The organism is Massilibacterium senegalense (assembly GCF_001375675.1).
Lineage (GTDB): Bacteria > Bacillota > Bacilli > Bacillales > Massilibacteriaceae > Massilibacterium > Massilibacterium senegalense.
This window is the reverse complement of sequence record NZ_LN831785.1, coordinates 157,003-173,971: the sequence shown is the minus strand read 5'-3', so window position 1 is coordinate 173,971 and position 16,969 is coordinate 157,003. Positions and strand designations below refer to the sequence as shown.

The window sequence follows — 16,969 nt, the reverse complement described above, 5'->3', positions numbered from 1 at the left end:
ATACAAAACAAGGGAAATCTAAAGAAGTAAAATATTATTTCAGAAGAACAAAAGGTTAGATATGCAGAGCGGCGTTTTCTTTTATGCAAAAGGAATTAGAATTGCAAAGCTGAAACATAACAGTAATGGATTCGAGCATGGGGCCAAAATTACTATTAAACCAATTCTTATTACGTTTAATTACTTGCTAACCCTGTTTAACTAAATAAAAACAAGGAGAAATAAATATGAATATAAGTTCAGGAATTGGAGATCCATATTTTTATGAATGGACTGTTGGATTAGACAAAATCACTTCAATGCTTATACCCGAAGAAGAGATAAAGTCGGTTACTCTTCAAGCTAGTATTGATACGCTAGATGATGTGGTCTGTGAATATTGTGAAAAGATTGAATATATACAAGTAAAACATACGAGAATTGATGAAAAAATAGGATTTTCTTTTTTACTAACAAAGGACAAAAAATCTGATTCCCTCCTTATGAAAATTGCCAAAGGCTGGATGAAAGTAAAAAGCGAAAGCGATAAAGATTGCTATGCCACTTTGCTTACCAATAGAGAACCTGTTACAAGTGCTACTTCTATAAGTAGAGGTGAGGTAAAAATAAAAGTTCCATCATTTAAAGAATTCTTTACTTGGTTCCAACAAACTAGTAGTTCAATCCAGTCTATAAATTCCTTGCGAGAGCATCTTCCGAATGAGGAATGGTCTGATGTACTTGAAGCTTGGCTTGAGGAAATCGATGTATTCGAGGATGAAAATGAAACAATTGAGTTTATTCAAAAATTCAAAGTAGAGATAGAACATCCTAATACTCTAGAACTAGATAAAAAAATATTGGGGAAAATCATAAATATTTTTTCCGTTAGCCAAGAGACCAGTTTAGAGTTATATAAATCACTCTTCTATTCCTTGAAAAAATGGGCTTCTTCAACTAGGGAAAAGGAAAAAATTACTGTAGAAGAAGTATACTCTAGTTTAGCTATAAAAGAAGAACGGTATCCACAGCATCTTTTATTACCACCAAGTCCTTTTTTTGAGAGTAGAAAAAATTTGATTTCATATATTGAAAAAAGCTCTAAAAATAAGTCACAAAAGATGCTATTTCTATACGGTAAACCGGGAATTGGAAAAACAAGCTTAGTTAATTTTTTGGCTAATAAACCTGATACAATAGTAGATTTGCGGTACCATGCTTATATCCCAGTAACTCCAGAATCCAAATATGTTAATTTGGATTTTGATAAGTCTATTACAGAAGAAATGATGTGGGGTTCGTTATTAAATCAACTGCGCGAACTTTTTCGGGGTAAATTGTACAAGTATAAAGTACCTATTAGAAATCAGTTTCTGTCAAAAGAGGAACTTAGAGAGACAGTTCTGCGTTTGGCATCAGAGTTTGGGAAAATTCATAACAAAAATACAGTAATTGTAATTGATGGTATTGACCATGCAGCAAGATCTGGTTCAAAAGAAACTTTTTTAAGATCATTAATTAGTCCTGAAATAGTACCTGATAATATATATTTTATTCTTTGTGGTCAACCAGCAGAGGATTATGAAGATTATCCAATTTGGCTGAATTCAGCTTCTGAAAGTTTAGACAAAGTCGAGCTAACAGGAATAACTTTAGACGATATAAAAGTTCTTTTGAGAAAAATAAATCCTAATATAGATGATTTTAATTCTGCAGCGAAAATTATATACGAGATTTCGAAAGGTAACACACTTTCAGCAACATTTGCCGCATACGAATCAAAGAATATTAAAGAAAGTACAGCACTATTTACTTATTTGAATGAAAAGAATTTAAGCTCTAACATAATCGAATACTACGATTCTATTTGGAATTCTCTTGATGATAAAGTATTTAAAAATGGATACCAAATTAAAGATTTATTAGCAACTCTTTTTTCTATTACAATTGAAAAAGTTTCAATTGATGATATTTTAGAGATTTTTAAAAGTAATGAAATAAGTAAAGTGGAATGGCAACAAATATTAAACTTTTATTCACCACTAGTGATAGAAAATGAAGGTAAATACGCACTTTATCATAATGATATTAGGGTATATTTAAAGAATAAACTTCGGAAAAACTCAAATATTATTACATATGTTGCGGGAAAGATGGCAACTTATTACCTCAATTTCTCTGAGAAAATAGAAGTAAAACATCGAGATATTTTCCGGTTACTAGATTTGGCGAATAGGTCTTCCGAAAAAACTGATGTATTTTCAATGGATTATGTTAATGAAGCTATAACACTCGGGCAAGAAATAGATAGTTTACTATATCAATTTAAAGAAGTAGTTCAACAAAGTAAGATAGATTATGATTTTGAAAAGATACAGAACATTTCTTTAACTGCTATATATCTAAACCAATATATAAGGATTATGGATTATTATGAAGATCTAAAGCCAACGATAAAAATACCGAATTTACTGTATTCCGAATATGAAAGAATCAACCTAAATTCAGTTAAAATCAAGGATATAAAAATTGTTGTGGATGATATTAATACTCTTGTGAATGATAACCAATCTTACAGAGCAAAGGCACTTTTTGATAGGTGGTTCGGAGATTTTCAATCAGTAATTACTCATCTTAGCGTTAATGAATTATGGCATCAAGATCAAGGGCTATCACGGGGTACTTCTGATACTTTAACTCAAATTGGCTATTTATCACAAGTTCTGAACAGCAACATCCAAATTGACTCTATTGAAATAGAAACCCACATTGAAAGCCTAATTACATATGGACAATTGGAAGGGTTAGCGAATAATACTGACACCACAATACTTCAATTTGCTAGATTTTTTAATAAAAACATACGTAAACTAAGCCTTGATCAATTTGAAGATCTTTTGGATAAATTGTTTCAGAATCAGGAATGGCTTAAACTGTCATATGTGCTTTCAAAAATTAAAAAGAATAATGATTGGTCATATAATTCGTTAGATATAAAAATTCTTTTTTTTATTACACTTATAATGAGGAAAAAAAGTACAGATTCAATTTATAATGATGTTAAATTGAAAGGTTTTAAAGCTCTTAGTAATCAAGACTATCATTATAATAATAAACTTAATATGTATTCCGCCTACTCTTTTATTTTGGGGTATCTTGGGGATTTTGGATCTAAAGAGTTACAAATTGATGAGGGAATACATGAATACTATTTAAAATATAATGATGATCGGGGACGACCTTATTTAAAAAGATTAATCAGAATATCTTTTGAACTCGGAAACATTTTCGCGACAAAAAAATATATTGCTTTCTCTGACTTTAAAATATTTCTAGATTATTTGTTTGATGAATGTATGACCCCCTTTTTAAATGGAATTTATGGAGTAGCTAATCAACTAAGTAAGTTTATATTTTATCTAATTGAGAGTTCAAATGATGGGGTGTTGGAGTCAAAACTTACAAGTTATCTTTTAAATAGAACAAAGGACTATAGTTATCGTTCTAACTATTCGGTGACATTAACATGGGAATATTTAGCCACACGAGGGTATTATAGTGAATTAGAAAACTGGTTCGAGTATTGGTTGGGAGTGAAAGGAAGGGCTTGGAACTCATCACTTCAAGATAGTATTTCAACATATAACCTTTTTTCTGAACTTATGTTGAAATATGAGATTAATAAAGGGATGGTTGACAAAGCAAGAAAAAGATTATATGAAAATTTACTCGGTTTTATCGAACATAAAGATGGCGTACTTCATTATCCATATGAAGTGTTTAAACGTGTTATTGAAGATGATTTGTCATATTGGAGCAGTAAGGGTTTGGATTTATATAATTTGTCTTTGTTAGCTAGTGAGAAGGGAGATAATTTACTTGCGTCCTCTATCGAGGACTTGTTTTTTGAATCATCAATACTGGCGGGATCTAAAGAGTTTTATAGATTATTAAACAATGATTTTTTTGAGAAGAAACTCATTACAAAAATAAAACACATTATTTATTTTTTCAAAGAGAACTGGAAAACTTTAGACTTCGAGGAAGAAGATTTACTGGGTTTGTGGTGTTTGATAGAAGCAACATCCAGCAAAATATCTAATAATGATAATGCACGGAAAATTGAATTTAGTAATCAAATTATAGAGAAGTTATCGAATAATAATGAGAGATTTTTAAGGGAAAGAACGGATGTATTGAAAAAGGTATATATTGAAAATTTATATACTAAAGATGATTCTCCAAAAGGTGTTTTTAAATATCATGAATTACCAATTGATAAACTGATGGGCGAATTTTTAAATGATATAGAACAGTTGGAGTATAAATCTCAGGGGTGGGAAATATTTGAAATTATTGCAGATAGAATAGGTAATCATAGAACAAAAAAATTTACTAGTTATAGAGATGCCCTTTTTTCATTCTTTATTAATAGAGAAAATCATTACAGTTGGGAATCAGATAATGCAAATGTTGCAGCAGAGAGTTTAATCCCTTTACTGTCTCCCCGTCAAATAAAGGAAATGTATGCTGATTTAATTGATAACACATTTGTGTCTAGGGAACCTTCATATTGGTTAAGTAGCTTTACCGATGATGTGAATAACTATGTACTTTATATGATAAAAGCCCACTATCCAGATAAATTGATTCCTTTTTTTGAGCAACAAATATCTATGTTGTCCTCATGGTATAATGGTAATTTTAAGGAAGTAACTTTGCCATCTATAAAAAGGGAGAAAATATGTTGGTTAGACATATTCAACCAGTTGTTATGGCTATTATTTTCAACCGAGAATATAGAAAGAACTATGGATTCTCTTAATGGAATGTATTATTTTATGAGAAATTTAATTCATCGATTTGATTTTGCAAGACTAACTTCCCAAGGTTCAGTTAAACAAAAGTACTTTATACTGCTTTTATTAGAGAAATTGGCTAAGGAAAAACAGGATATTACTATGGCAGAACCCTTTTTAAATTATTGTATAAACGATAGCAATTTATTGAATTTGCGTCTTCAAGGTTCTTTGGTTTTAGCTTATAAAAATCAAGATATGAATAAACTTGAAAATACTTTAAAGAGAAAATCCATCGGGGAAATTTTAACACAACCTAAATCAGAATCAATTGAAACTCCATTTTTAATTAAGAGAAATGAAAAGTTATTAGGTATAAAATTGGCAAGTGCATATTTGGAATCTTATCCATCACTTGAGAGGGAGTATTTAAAGATAAAGAAAATCGATTTAAGGGAAGACCGAATATTAAAGTTTACGGGTTCTGACAAAGAAGATTTTATCGTTCAAAGATTTTTAAATAATAAATTTGAGCATTTAAATATTTCCATTAGTACACTGTGTCAGCTATGTCTACCTATTGATGAACCAAATATTATTTTATTTAATCCAACTTACTATAAGGAACTTGATAATTTCTGTAATAACCAGTTGGAGGAGCAATTAATTAATCAAAGCGGAAATAAAATATTAAATGCAAATATTCCAGAGAATGAAGTATTAGTGGCAGGTACAATTTCTTTCTATCCGCCAAAAGAAAGTAAAATTATGGCCTTTTCAAAGAAAATAGTTAGTCCATATTATAATTCTGACGAAGAAATTGGGAAAATGTTTGGTGGAAGACAATTTCTAAAAAATTTAGCTGTTACTGAATCAGATTCAAACGAAAATTGTACATTATTCAACTTAACATATGGTTATTGTTATTTTGTTAATGAGTATTACAAAATGGCGCCATCTAATCTGTTTGTTTCGATTCAAGAATGGTTAGGAAAAAAGTATGAAATTCGTTTTGAATTATCATATGGAAAAGGTGAAGAACTTTATATGGATATGGCGACATTTAGGCAGCCAACGATGCAAAGGTGGATCATGAAGAAAGATGATGTAGAAGAACTGCAAAAAGAATTAGGAATTTTATTAGTGGGAGCTAATGAGATTGATAATCTTTAAGTTGAGTACTCCATGATAAGTATTTCTATGCATAATCTCTGAGATGAGCAAAGAAATACTTATTGGGGTATTTATGGAAATATACTTTATTTTTTATATTCTTAGCTTGTTAAGATATCTTAATTTACGAAAAATAAAAGTAAGGTATTATATTAGTTTTTCAGAAAGGATTTACGCAAGATAGCACAGTGAAGTCGTAAATCAAAAATTATATTAAAAATATTTTAATACTAGTTGACCATAATAGATGCAATCAGTTTTGTGATATTGTGATGTGAACGGTTACTAAGGAGGATAGATAAATATGCTTAAAATTGAAGAATATATTTCCATGCGAAAAAGAAAAGAGAAAGTAAATGAATTCGATTTTACAAAACACTCGGATAACATGGGCAAGATTATTCAGTTCGTCTCCGAATATTTCAATGATTACTTGAATCCAGAAGATTATAATTATGAATTAATTAAGCTTCAACAGACAATTGAAAAGTCAAAGAAAACATTAATAAATCAATTCCCAAAAACACATAATTTTATTGAAGAATATTATTTGAATAAGAAAAAAAGGGTAGATACCTTTATAAAGAAAGTTTGTGATGCTCAAAAAGATATTGATATTTACTACAATGAAACTGAATTTTTAGGAATTTCAAAAGAAGTAGCAGATAGATTATCGGACAATGAACTTTCTGATGATGATCTTGACAAAATAGTATTAGCTGTTAAAGAGTATTGGAATTACTATATGTCAAAACCGAATCGTTCGGAAATGAAGGGGTTAGACAATAATATTGTAAAATGGGTAATGGATTCTTATAGAGAATATGGGGTTAACATAGCAAGTTATGCTTTTAATATTGCATGGAAATGGTCGGATAAGTATGTAGAGCATAAATATTCTAGGCAGTATGAAGAACATTATTATATTAATAGTTATGATTATCGCTATCAAGACAACCCATTTGATATAGACGAGGAATATGAAAAACATCGGGATAAACCTTTTATGCATGGTAAGAGAGATTATTTTGAGATGTTGGTAATGTATAGTTGGCTTTTTGATATTTTGGAAGATACGTCTTATTGGCCTGAGTACGAAAAATTATGTGTAAAGACTAGAAAAGTGAATTTAAAAACACACCATCGAGTTTTGATACCAATAAGTAATGGAAACCAAAAATATCCTGAAGAAATACAAAGTGGAATAGAGTATATAGAATCAAAAAATGGATTAATAAAAAACAAAAGAAAAGATCAATATATAATTTCTATTTTAAATGAAAAAACTACAAATAATATATGGACAAATAATTCTATAAAAAATCAAGTAGTAAATAATATAAAAGAAACAGTTGAAAAATATGGGAAGCCAAAACTAATTGAATTTAGGACTCCATTTAAATCTCCTATCTTTGGTATGAAAGAATTAATAGATAGGTATTCAGAGGTTGAAAAGGATTTAAAATCGCTAGGAAAAATTTCTGTTGCTATCAAAACCAATTCAATTAGAACAAGTAAAGAGCCGGTGGTTCATAATATGGATGATATCATGGAATTACATCATGCTATTGATGAAATGAAATTAAAGTTAAAAATAATCATTGACCTTGTAGACACAAATAATCGTAATGTACTTAAAAAGCGAATGGAAGACTTAATTAATTCTCTCGCTTCAAAACCTAATAGTTTTATAGGATTTCATATAAATAAGATTGATGAATGGGGAAAAATATATGGCTTTACTGAACGTGGCTATAAGATTGATCGAAATTCCTATCCATCATTTTCGGATTTTATGCTAGGTCTGTCTACAATATTGCAAGGTGCTACACCTAAACTTTTAATTCCTGAAAAAGTAAAATCGGAAGAAGATTTGGAAAAGCTTGTAGATGCTTTATATAAATGTGGATGTGAATTTGAAAGTGGTGTCAACTATGTCTGATAATCCCCTGAAATATCATCTCGATAATCTCGATGATGAAAAGAAGTTTACTACGTGGGTAAGGTCGCTAAAATCAATTAAGTCTTCAAATTTACATTCTTTAATTCTTGAATATGACCGGATTGAAAAAAAGAGAGAAGAAAACAATAAGTATAGCTATATTGAAGAACTCCCGTTTAGTTTACAATTCGAAGAGAAGCAAAAAGTTAATTATGAAGATAGTCCAGATAAAACAATTTTAGACCTTCATGTTTCTCCTTTAAAAAGAAAGCTAGCATACACGTTTGTTAATAGGTTACTAAGAGGTATTGAATTGTTAGGTGGACAAGTTTGCACCGGACATGAAGGGGATTATTATACAGAATTACGATTACCTTATGTAAGTTGGAAGGTGACACTTTTAGAAACAAAAGTAAGGAATGATACAATAGGAGCTATGCAACCAGTATATAGAAAAAAGTATTCCGGAACCATACAGCTCGAGTTAATCAATTCAGAAAATAAAAATAAGTTAATCTATACTGATGAATTGGAAAGTCTGCTTAATCAGCTTGAAGCAATTTTTTTAGATTTAAGGAAAGAATACTTGCTGATTCGAGATAAAAAGCATGAAGAAAGAATAAAAAATGAAGCGGAACAAAAATTAATAAGAGCTCGCCATGAAACAGAGAAACTTGCTAAAGAACAAGAAAAATTAAAAGCACAGATTGATGAAAATAGAAATATCCTTAAAGAAGAAATATTTGATCACATAGAGTATTTTAATACGATGAAAAGAATAGAAAGATATCTTCACACCTTACAATCGATATCTTGTGATAACGAAGAAACTAAGAAAATCTTACAAAACTACGTTGAGAAAGTTCAAAGTTTATATAATTTGAACAACTTCACTAACATTATTGAATTGTGGAATTCAAAATTTGATTAACATTTGAATGGTTTTTTTATGAAAGAGAAGATCTATCGATCTTCAAACTATACACAACTAGCATAAAACGGCGGTTTTGAAAATAACAAAATTCAAAACCGTTGTTTTTTTTCTTCCAGTAAGCATAATTTATCCTTTGACAAAAACACAGAATATAAGGTATGTTTTGTTCTTTTGCATCCGCATGTTCCTGTTAATTGAAATTTTTAGTAGCTATATTGTTACAACGTTTGGTATGCGCATCTTCTGCTGTATGGTACCAACTATTGGTTGGGATTTGTCAGTTTTGGTAATATGGCAAGTTTTTCCATGAAAAATATTTCGTTTTTATTGGATACTGAAGACTGAACCTTATTAAAAATTGACATTAACGTAGCGTCATACTTTACCCTTAGAATAGGGAGGTGAATTATGCTGTTTACTACAGGAGAAGTTTATAAAATGACCGGGTTAACTGAGCGCTCTATACGATACTATTCTAATTTAGATTTATTAAAAGCAAAAAAGAATAACAAAGGTCAATTGGTTTTATTAAAGTCAGACTTAGAAAAAATTACTGAAATCCTTGCTGCAAAAATAACAGGTTATAAACTTAAAGATTTAGAACGGAAACCTTCATTAGTTATGATAAAAAACGACATGAACCAAATGATTGCAAGTCTAGAAAATATATTATTTCATTTGGACTTAGGTGCCACTGAAGAAAATCTTATAAAAAATATAAAGTTGCTTCAAAATTACAACACTAGATATTTGCGAAAGAGGTGATTGGAATGAGTTTGACCTATAAATTGATTAATACAATAGAACAATACGAAGAATTACTTGCTATTACTGAATTAGAAGAAAGAGAAGAATATTTTCGTTACAAAATGATGGCTCCATTTAAGGAAATGTGGAATTTAATAAATGTCCCTATAAAAGCAAAACAAGAAAATGGTTATGACGTTTTAATGGCTACAAAAATGTTAGGTTATGCAGATATTTCTAACGATAAACAAATTCAACAAGGACTATCTATCTTAAAAGATAACAATGCCTATGAAGTGGCGGAGATTACTATCAAAACCTGTATAGAAAATGCTAAAAAGGCAGGTTTGAAAGTAAATGCTGATGAAATTAAGTTTGGATTATATGTTGCAGATCCATATAAATTGAAACTTCAGAAGGGATATACAGGATTTGGGGGTATACCTGGGTTTATTACTGTGAATATTTTCCCGAACGATTACAATATACCTAAAATTCCTGCTGTTATTGCTCATGAGTTCCATCACAATATTCGTTTTTCTTATTTTAATTGGGATCATGGAAATGTAACAGTGGGAGATTATCTTGTCATCGAAGGTTTGGCTGATTCGTTTGCGAAAGAACTGTGTGGAACAGAACAGTTAGGTCCATGGGTGACTAGTATGGACAAAGACGATTTAGAGTATTCAACCCATGTTATTGGAGAAGCTTTAAATATAAAAGGATTTGCCGAAGTAAGTAGCTATATGTTTGGTGATGAGATTGCTAAACAAGAGGGATACCAACCTGTAGGTCTTTCTTTTTGTGCTGGTTATGCAGTAGGTTTTAAAGTTGTTCAAACTTTTATGAAAAAGCATAATAAAACGATATATGAAACTACGTTGCTTTCTAGTGATGAAATCATTAATGGATCTGGCTTATTTTAATAAGTTTTAGTGGAAGAATATTATTTCTGTATCTTTTTTTAAAACAGTATCAAATCTGTAAGGTATCCGATTTTTTGAACCTGTGATATATAACTTCAACCAGTAATACAACCTAAAAACCGTTGTTTATAAGGAGTGCAAAAAATAGATAGTTAAAGTATTAAATGGCGGTTTTGAAAACGAAAAATTTCAAAACCGCCGTTTTTCTAAAAAATAGAATGACGGAAGATGTATTAAGTTTGATCTTTTTTAATGACTCGGCGGTATGAAGGAGGTTATCGCCGTGTTTATTTATGCTTATCTTGATTTGATTCCATTCGATATTTCAAGAAACGTCCTTAATAATTATAGGATGATTATAGTTGCACTGTGCCAACAAACAAGATTTAATAAACGATCAATTTTTATGCCCAACTGGTTTATGTTCAGTCGGGCTTTTTGTGTATAATAAAGTTTTTTAAAAATATTGCTCCGATCTTTGGCATTTTATAAAAAATCTTGTTGAAGGTTATGAAAGGGGAAATCATCACCCACCTTTGCAGTTGCGAAGGGAGAGGAAATGCATGATAGAACCAGATCGTACCGAGTGGCAAGTTCGCTGTGCCTTTAATGCTTTTTGTAAACGTGTGTTGAAGAATGAAGCGATAAATATTTATAACGAAAGGAAACAAAGACAAGCAAAGGAGATGACATTTTCTGATCTTACGCCACAAGAAGAAAATCAACTTTATACCTTGGATAAGCAATATGAAGGAGAAGAAGGAGAATGTCTACAAGTGGCTGGTAAGAGAGTCACTCCAATATTACTTGCTGAAGCGATGCGTACTTTGCCAATAGAAAAGCGTAAGACAGTCCTACTATACTACTTTTTTGATAAATCAGATGTAGAAATAGCTGAACTACTAGAGATTCCTCGTAGTACGGTTCAGTATAGGCGGACAAGCTCTTTTAAAAGGTTAAAGCGATTTTTGGAGGAACATGCAGATGACTGGGATGATTGATGCTAACACAAAAGACAACGAACGTGGTTTATTACCGTATTCAATTATTTTAGCTGCAAATAAGGGTGAGCCAGAAGCAATGAAATATGTCATTCTACATTATGGAAGCTACATGACTAGTTTGTCGATGCGTAAACTTTATGACGAACAAGGAAATACGTATTGGGGCATTGATGAAGATACACGTGATCGTTTACGTTCGAAGCTGATGCAAGGCATTTTAGCTTTCAAGATTTGATTACATGGTTAAATTTTCCCTTTCACATATATATTGTTCTTTGACAAAGAAAGCACGGAAGATAACGTCGTGCATTATAAACTGAAAATCAGATACGTTCTACTGATGCAGAGCTACTTGACTCATACGCCATGACTTTCGATAGAAACGAGCGATTATCTATGAGTCTAATACAATCGTGGTAGATTGTTGGCGATAACTCATCAGATAGGATAATGATACTCCTCTATCGTCATGGTTCGAGCGTTCAAAGCGTCGCAAGCTATGAATAGAGCTGGAAGGAATACTTGCAGGGGTGAAATTCCCGTGGAGCTGTACCAACAGCCGTCTGATTTTTAATTGATTAATTATAAGGGGGCGTGTTTTTGAAACAGAATTTGATTCTTTATAGTATGCAAATTGCTATGTTAAAACAACTGCTAACCCGTAAATTGATTACTGAAAAAGAATATTACATGGTTAAAAATAAGTTAATGAAAGAATATTGTATTATCTCCGATATTACAAGCTGAATTGTGTTCCTTTTGGTGCTATAATAGAAAGTATATAAGGAACACAAAAGGGAGGAGCTATTATGTCGGAAGTAGAAGTGATTCGGGCCAATAGTAACTTAGCCAACCAGAAACGTGGAAAAGAAATAAAACAGCTTAGAGTAGCAGCCTATTGTAGGGTAAGTACAGGCTCGGAAGATCAGTTAAATAGCTATAAATCACAAGTCTCTTATTACTCGGATTTAATTCAGAAAAATGTAGAATGGGTGTTAGCCGATATTTATGCGGATGAAGCCATCACAGGCACACAAGTTACTAAACGTGAAGATTTTCAACGAATGATTAATGATTGTATGAATGGAGATATTGATATGGTGATTACGAAGTCAATATCTAGATTTGCAAGGAATACATTAGATACGTTGAAATATGTTCGTATGTTAAAAGAAAGAGATATAGCCGTTTATTTTGAGGATGAAAAAATTAATACACTGACAATGGATGGTGAATTGTTACTTGTCGTTTTAAGTTCAGTCGCACAACAGGAAGTTGAAAATATATCTGCCAATGTTAAAAAGGGATTAAAGATGAAAATGCAACGTGGAGAGTTAGTTGGTTTTCAAGGATGTCTTGGTTATGACTATCATCCAGAAGATAAAAGTATTTCAATAAACGAAAAGGAAGCGGAAATTGTTCGTTATATATTTCAAAGATATGTTGAAGGAGCAGGGGGAAGTATCATTTCAAGAGAGTTAGAGAATTTAGGCTACAAAACAAAGAAAGATACTCCCACATGGGCTGAAACAACTGTACTTGGAATTATAAAGAATGAAAAATATAAAGGCGATATTTTAATGGGGAAAACTTTTACATTAGATCCCATTTCAAAACGCCGATTAGAAAACTTTGGTGAGGAAGATCAGTATTATTTACGAAATCACCATGAACCAATTGTCAGTGCTGAAATATTTGATAAAGCACAGGAAATCAGAATGAGAAGAAATCGCGGACGAAATACAGTAGCTAATAATGGTGGGAAGCGAGAGAAGTTTAGTCGTAAATATGCTTTTAGTTGCATGATTGAATGTGCATATTGTGACAGTACATTAACGAGACGTAGATGGCATAGTGGAACGAAATACGGTAAAACGATTTGGCAGTGTGTTACAAGCACAAAGAAGGGGAAAAGATTCTGTCCAGATAGTAAAGGAATACCCGAAGAAGCTATTGAAAAAGCCTTTCTAGAAAGTTACCGAATTATGTGTAATAATAACAAAGATGTATTGGAAGAATTTTTGCAACGAATGGAAGAAGCATTGAGCTCCAATACGATTCATAAAGAAATAGCTAAAATAGAAAAAGAGATTCAAGGATTGGAGAACAAAAAGAATAAATTAGTGGATATGAGATTAGAGGATATCATCGACAATGAAACGTATGAAGAAAAGTACAATGCACTGATGCAAGAAATTAATGAGAAAGTGCAAACAAGGGAAAAGTCTTTATCGAATTTGGAAGAGGAAAAAGATATTAAAAAACGCTTATTAACTTTCAAAAAAGTTTTAGAACAAAATGAAGTGATTGATACATTTGATCGATATGTATTCGAAAGTGTTGTTGATAAGATAATTGTCGGCGGAGTAGATGAAGATGGAAACAAAGATCCTGCCATGATTACGTTTGTATATAAAACGGGATTAAGTAACAGTCTTGATGGCGAGATATTTAAACCTGCGCGAAGAAATGCGAAAAAAGATAACATAAAAACATCTAATGAATTGTGTTCACATACAGCTAACGAGGATAACAAATTGTGTTCACATAGTAGTGACGACACACGTCGAGTTGGTAGCATTGATGTCTAGGGTGGATGAATAGGAACTAATGTAATGAAGTGTTGATAGAATAAGGTTTTCCAGTGGTTTTGGAGAGTGTCCAGGCTGGGAAATCTTATTTTTATTTGGGTGGAAATGAAGTGGGGTTGAGTTGATAGAATGCCTTTTGGGTGGGGGAGTTGACAGAATGGATGGCTTTCGCATTATAAAATGAATAATATATTTTTCATTTTATATAGAATTATAATTGTGTTAGTCTAATAAAATAATAGGTAAAAATACTTCTTGGATTTGGGTTCCAAACTTCTTGAAAAAACAATGCCCTTGTGATATACTCATATCACCGAATAGGGGAGGTATGAAAATGCATGGTGGAAATAGAAAAGGTGCAGGTCGAAAAAGTAATCTAAATAAGAAGCAACCTGTAACAATTTATTTAAATAGTGATGAAAAAAAATTTATTGAAGAAGCACCATTGCCTTATAGTACCAGTTTTTCTGAGAAATGTAGGAGGCTACTTGAAATGGGCGTAGAACAGTTAGAGTCAGAACTAAAACAAGACAAAAACGAAATAACTTATATTGATTTATTTAGTGGATTGGGAGGAATAAGAATAGGGTTTGAACAAGCTCTTAATGAAATGGGGCTAAAAGGTAAATGTGTATTTTCTTCTGATATTAAGCCCGCTGCAATTAAAGCCTATGAGACTAATTTTGGTGAAAACCCAGAGTGCGATGTAACCAAAATTAATCCAGGAAATTTACCGGATTTTGACTTTTTATTAGCGGGATTTCCATGCCAAGCGTTCTCGCAAGCGGGCCTAGGATTAGGTTTCGAAGATACTCGTGGAACATTGTTTTTCGATATCGCTAAGATTTTGACAGAAAAGAATCCTGTTGGATTTGTCTTGGAGAACGTAGAGGGTTTAGTAAATCATGATCGAGGCAAAACATTTAAAATAATACGTAAAACCCTAGAAGATATGGGGTATTTTATACAGACAAAAGTCCTGAACGGTAAGGATTTTGGATTAGCACAATCTAGGAATAGAATTTATATTATTGGACTAAAGAATATAGAAGTACAGGAACTAGAAGGATTTAAAACATCAACATCTGTATTAGGAGACATTATAGATGAGTCAGTACCACCTGTACAAACGGAATTTACTGAAAAGTTATTATCACATTATAAGATAGATGAAATATACGGAAAAGCAATAAAAGATAAGCGGGGGGGGAATAATAACATCCATAGTTGGAATATTGGACTAAAGGGAGAGGTCAGTGAGGAGCAAAAGGACCTGCTGGAAAAATTGTTGAGACAAAGAAGAAATAAAAAATGGGCAGATATAATTGGAATAAAATGGATGGATGGAATGCCTTTAACAGCAGAAATGATATCAACATTTTACCCACATCCTGAATTACAATCTTTGCTAGATGACTTAGTTGCTAAAGGGTATCTTACTTTTGAACATCCAAAACAATTAGTGAACAACAGAAGAGTCGCAGATACTACGTTAGAGAAAGGGTATAATATTGTTTCAGGTAAACTTTCATTCGAGTTTACTAAGATTCTTTGCCCCAATAGTGTGACACCTACAATAGTTGCAACAGACGTTCATAAATTAGCAGTTCCTGTTAATGGCGGGATTCGGACATTAACTATAAAAGAGGGACTTAAACTATTTGGCTTTCCAGATAATTACCGGCTTGACTTCTTAAAAGTAAATGAGGCATTTGATTTACTAGGTAATACAGTTTGTGTCCCAGTTATAAAGGCTGTCTCTGAAAAGTTGTTAGAATCATATATAACATCTGAGGAATATAAAAATAATGAAATTAAGGAAAAAATGGTGCTATAAATTAAAAAGCACCATTTTTTTTAATAAGAAAGTACTCTTTCAATCCATTCATCAGGTGAAAAAGGTAATGCTGTGTTAGGGAACAATTCGAAAGCTTCTTTGACAGCAAGTATGAACTCATTTTTATTTTCAAAACTTCCGTCTTCATTACGTGAGAAGTTAAAAGGACGCATTGCATATGGTTGGCCACGTTTAACCTGTAAACCTATAGGATATTTTCTTGATGGAGCGGTGATTTCCCAAATGTACTTTAAATAAACCTTTTTTACAATAAATCCTTGTGAAAAACCGTCATCCATTGGTTGATATCCTAAAATGAAGTAATGCGCATCTAATTTTCCAGGACTTTCATATGTTGTAGCTAAAAAACTTGAGAAGTTTGCCAAATCGAAAGCAGGTGAGTTACTATAGTTCCATGCTTTGACTTCAACATCGTAATTAACACCATCAAAAACAGCTACAAAATCTGGAAAGGCTTGAGTGTTATCACCTGGTCTTATATCAATACCTAAATGTTGAAACCAATCAGGCAGCCACTCTTGCAAGCAATTTCCTATAACATCGTTTCCTGAATATACATGGGTTTTGTTTGCGAAATTAATAGTTATTGTTCCATGTTGTTCCTCGAGTCTGTTTTTAGTTATTAAATATAATTCATCTAAATTTTTAACTTCCATATTGATCCCCCTATAAATTTATGCTTTCTTTAATTATTCTAGATTGATAAGACTGCATTTTATTTCTTTACATATGATTCTAAGTATACACTAAATTATCGTAGCATACTTAACCTATTGGAAGGCGTTGAATGTTTTATGATGGGACTATCTATCTTCCTTAATAATCTCCATAATATCCGAAATATCACACTCTAATGCTGTACATATTTTAAGTAAAACATCAGTGGTGATGTTTTCCCCTTTACCTAATTTTGCGATAGAAGCGGAACTGACTTTAGCAACGTTTTTTAAATCCTGCTTATTCATATTTCTATCAATTAACAACTTCCACAATCTATTATAACTAATTTTTAGCAA

Annotated in this window: 11 protein-coding genes; 9 read left to right on the top strand and 2 right to left on the bottom strand. The window is 31.6% G+C overall.

Annotated elements, in window-relative coordinates:
• The first annotated feature begins 227 nt into the window (after positions 1 to 227).
• The 9 genes from BN1372_RS01580 to dcm all read left to right on the top strand — a co-directional run bounded on the left by BN1372_RS01580 (position 228) and on the right by dcm (position 15,932).
• A complete protein-coding gene (locus BN1372_RS01580) occupies positions 228 to 5,951 on the top strand; it encodes an AAA family ATPase (RefSeq protein WP_062197145.1) in 5,724 nt (1,907 codons plus the stop codon).
• Positions 5,952 to 6,255: 304 nt separating this feature from the next.
• Positions 6,256 to 7,893, top strand: a complete 1,638-nt coding sequence (locus BN1372_RS01575) for a hypothetical protein (protein ID WP_062197144.1) — start codon at positions 6,256 to 6,258, stop codon at positions 7,891 to 7,893.
• Entirely contained in the window at positions 7,886 to 8,824 is a 939-nt protein-coding gene (locus BN1372_RS01570) for a hypothetical protein (protein WP_062197143.1), read from the top strand. Before BN1372_RS01575 ends, BN1372_RS01570 begins: the two co-directional genes overlap by 8 nt.
• 411 nt (positions 8,825 to 9,235) lie before the next feature.
• The gene (locus BN1372_RS01565; protein WP_062197142.1) at positions 9,236 to 9,592 is read left to right on the top strand and encodes a MerR family transcriptional regulator; all 357 of its coding nucleotides are present in this window, start codon (positions 9,236 to 9,238) and stop codon (positions 9,590 to 9,592) included.
• A gap of 5 nt (positions 9,593 to 9,597) precedes the next feature.
• Positions 9,598 to 10,500 (top strand): DUF2268 domain-containing putative Zn-dependent protease, encoded by a 903-nt coding sequence (locus BN1372_RS01560; protein ID WP_062197141.1) that lies wholly within the window; start codon positions 9,598 to 9,600, stop codon positions 10,498 to 10,500.
• Positions 10,501 to 11,063: 563 nt separating this feature from the next.
• Positions 11,064 to 11,501 (top strand): RNA polymerase sigma factor, encoded by a 438-nt coding sequence (locus BN1372_RS01555; RefSeq protein ID WP_062197140.1) that lies wholly within the window; start codon positions 11,064 to 11,066, stop codon positions 11,499 to 11,501.
• Complete coding sequence (locus BN1372_RS01550; RefSeq protein WP_062197139.1) at positions 11,485 to 11,739, top strand: helix-turn-helix domain-containing protein; 255 nt, start codon at positions 11,485 to 11,487, stop codon at positions 11,737 to 11,739. Before BN1372_RS01555 ends, BN1372_RS01550 begins: the two co-directional genes overlap by 17 nt.
• A gap of 574 nt (positions 11,740 to 12,313) precedes the next feature.
• Positions 12,314 to 14,095, top strand: coding sequence for a recombinase family protein (locus BN1372_RS01540; RefSeq protein ID WP_062197137.1), 1,782 nt, complete (start codon positions 12,314 to 12,316; stop codon positions 14,093 to 14,095).
• Between the two features lie 334 nt (positions 14,096 to 14,429).
• Complete coding sequence (gene dcm, locus BN1372_RS01535) at positions 14,430 to 15,932, top strand: DNA (cytosine-5-)-methyltransferase (protein WP_082418909.1); 1,503 nt, start codon at positions 14,430 to 14,432, stop codon at positions 15,930 to 15,932.
• Between the two features lie 20 nt (positions 15,933 to 15,952).
• Here the strand turns inward: dcm and BN1372_RS01530 are convergent, their stop codons facing one another.
• Complete coding sequence (locus tag BN1372_RS01530; RefSeq protein WP_062197136.1) at positions 15,953 to 16,609, bottom strand: NgoBV family restriction endonuclease; 657 nt, start codon at positions 16,607 to 16,609, stop codon at positions 15,953 to 15,955.
• Positions 16,610 to 16,756: 147 nt separating this feature from the next.
• Positions 16,757 to 16,969 (bottom strand): helix-turn-helix domain-containing protein, encoded by a 213-nt coding sequence (locus BN1372_RS01525; RefSeq protein ID WP_074018096.1) that lies wholly within the window; start codon positions 16,967 to 16,969, stop codon positions 16,757 to 16,759.

Coding starts and splice junctions, on each gene's coding strand:
- BN1372_RS01580 (WP_062197145.1), top strand. CDS start 228: ATGAATATAAGTTCAGGAATTGGAGATCCATATTTTTATGAATGGACT.
- BN1372_RS01575 (WP_062197144.1), top strand. CDS start 6,256: ATGCTTAAAATTGAAGAATATATTTCCATGCGAAAAAGAAAAGAGAAA.
- BN1372_RS01570 (WP_062197143.1), top strand. CDS start 7,886: ATGTCTGATAATCCCCTGAAATATCATCTCGATAATCTCGATGATGAA.
- BN1372_RS01565 (WP_062197142.1), top strand. CDS start 9,236: ATGCTGTTTACTACAGGAGAAGTTTATAAAATGACCGGGTTAACTGAG.
- BN1372_RS01560 (WP_062197141.1), top strand. CDS start 9,598: ATGAGTTTGACCTATAAATTGATTAATACAATAGAACAATACGAAGAA.
- BN1372_RS01555 (WP_062197140.1), top strand. CDS start 11,064: ATGATAGAACCAGATCGTACCGAGTGGCAAGTTCGCTGTGCCTTTAAT.
- BN1372_RS01550 (WP_062197139.1), top strand. CDS start 11,485: ATGACTGGGATGATTGATGCTAACACAAAAGACAACGAACGTGGTTTA.
- BN1372_RS01540 (WP_062197137.1), top strand. CDS start 12,314: ATGTCGGAAGTAGAAGTGATTCGGGCCAATAGTAACTTAGCCAACCAG.
- dcm (WP_082418909.1), top strand. CDS start 14,430: ATGCATGGTGGAAATAGAAAAGGTGCAGGTCGAAAAAGTAATCTAAAT.
- BN1372_RS01530 (WP_062197136.1), bottom strand. CDS start 16,609: ATGGAAGTTAAAAATTTAGATGAATTATATTTAATAACTAAAAACAGA.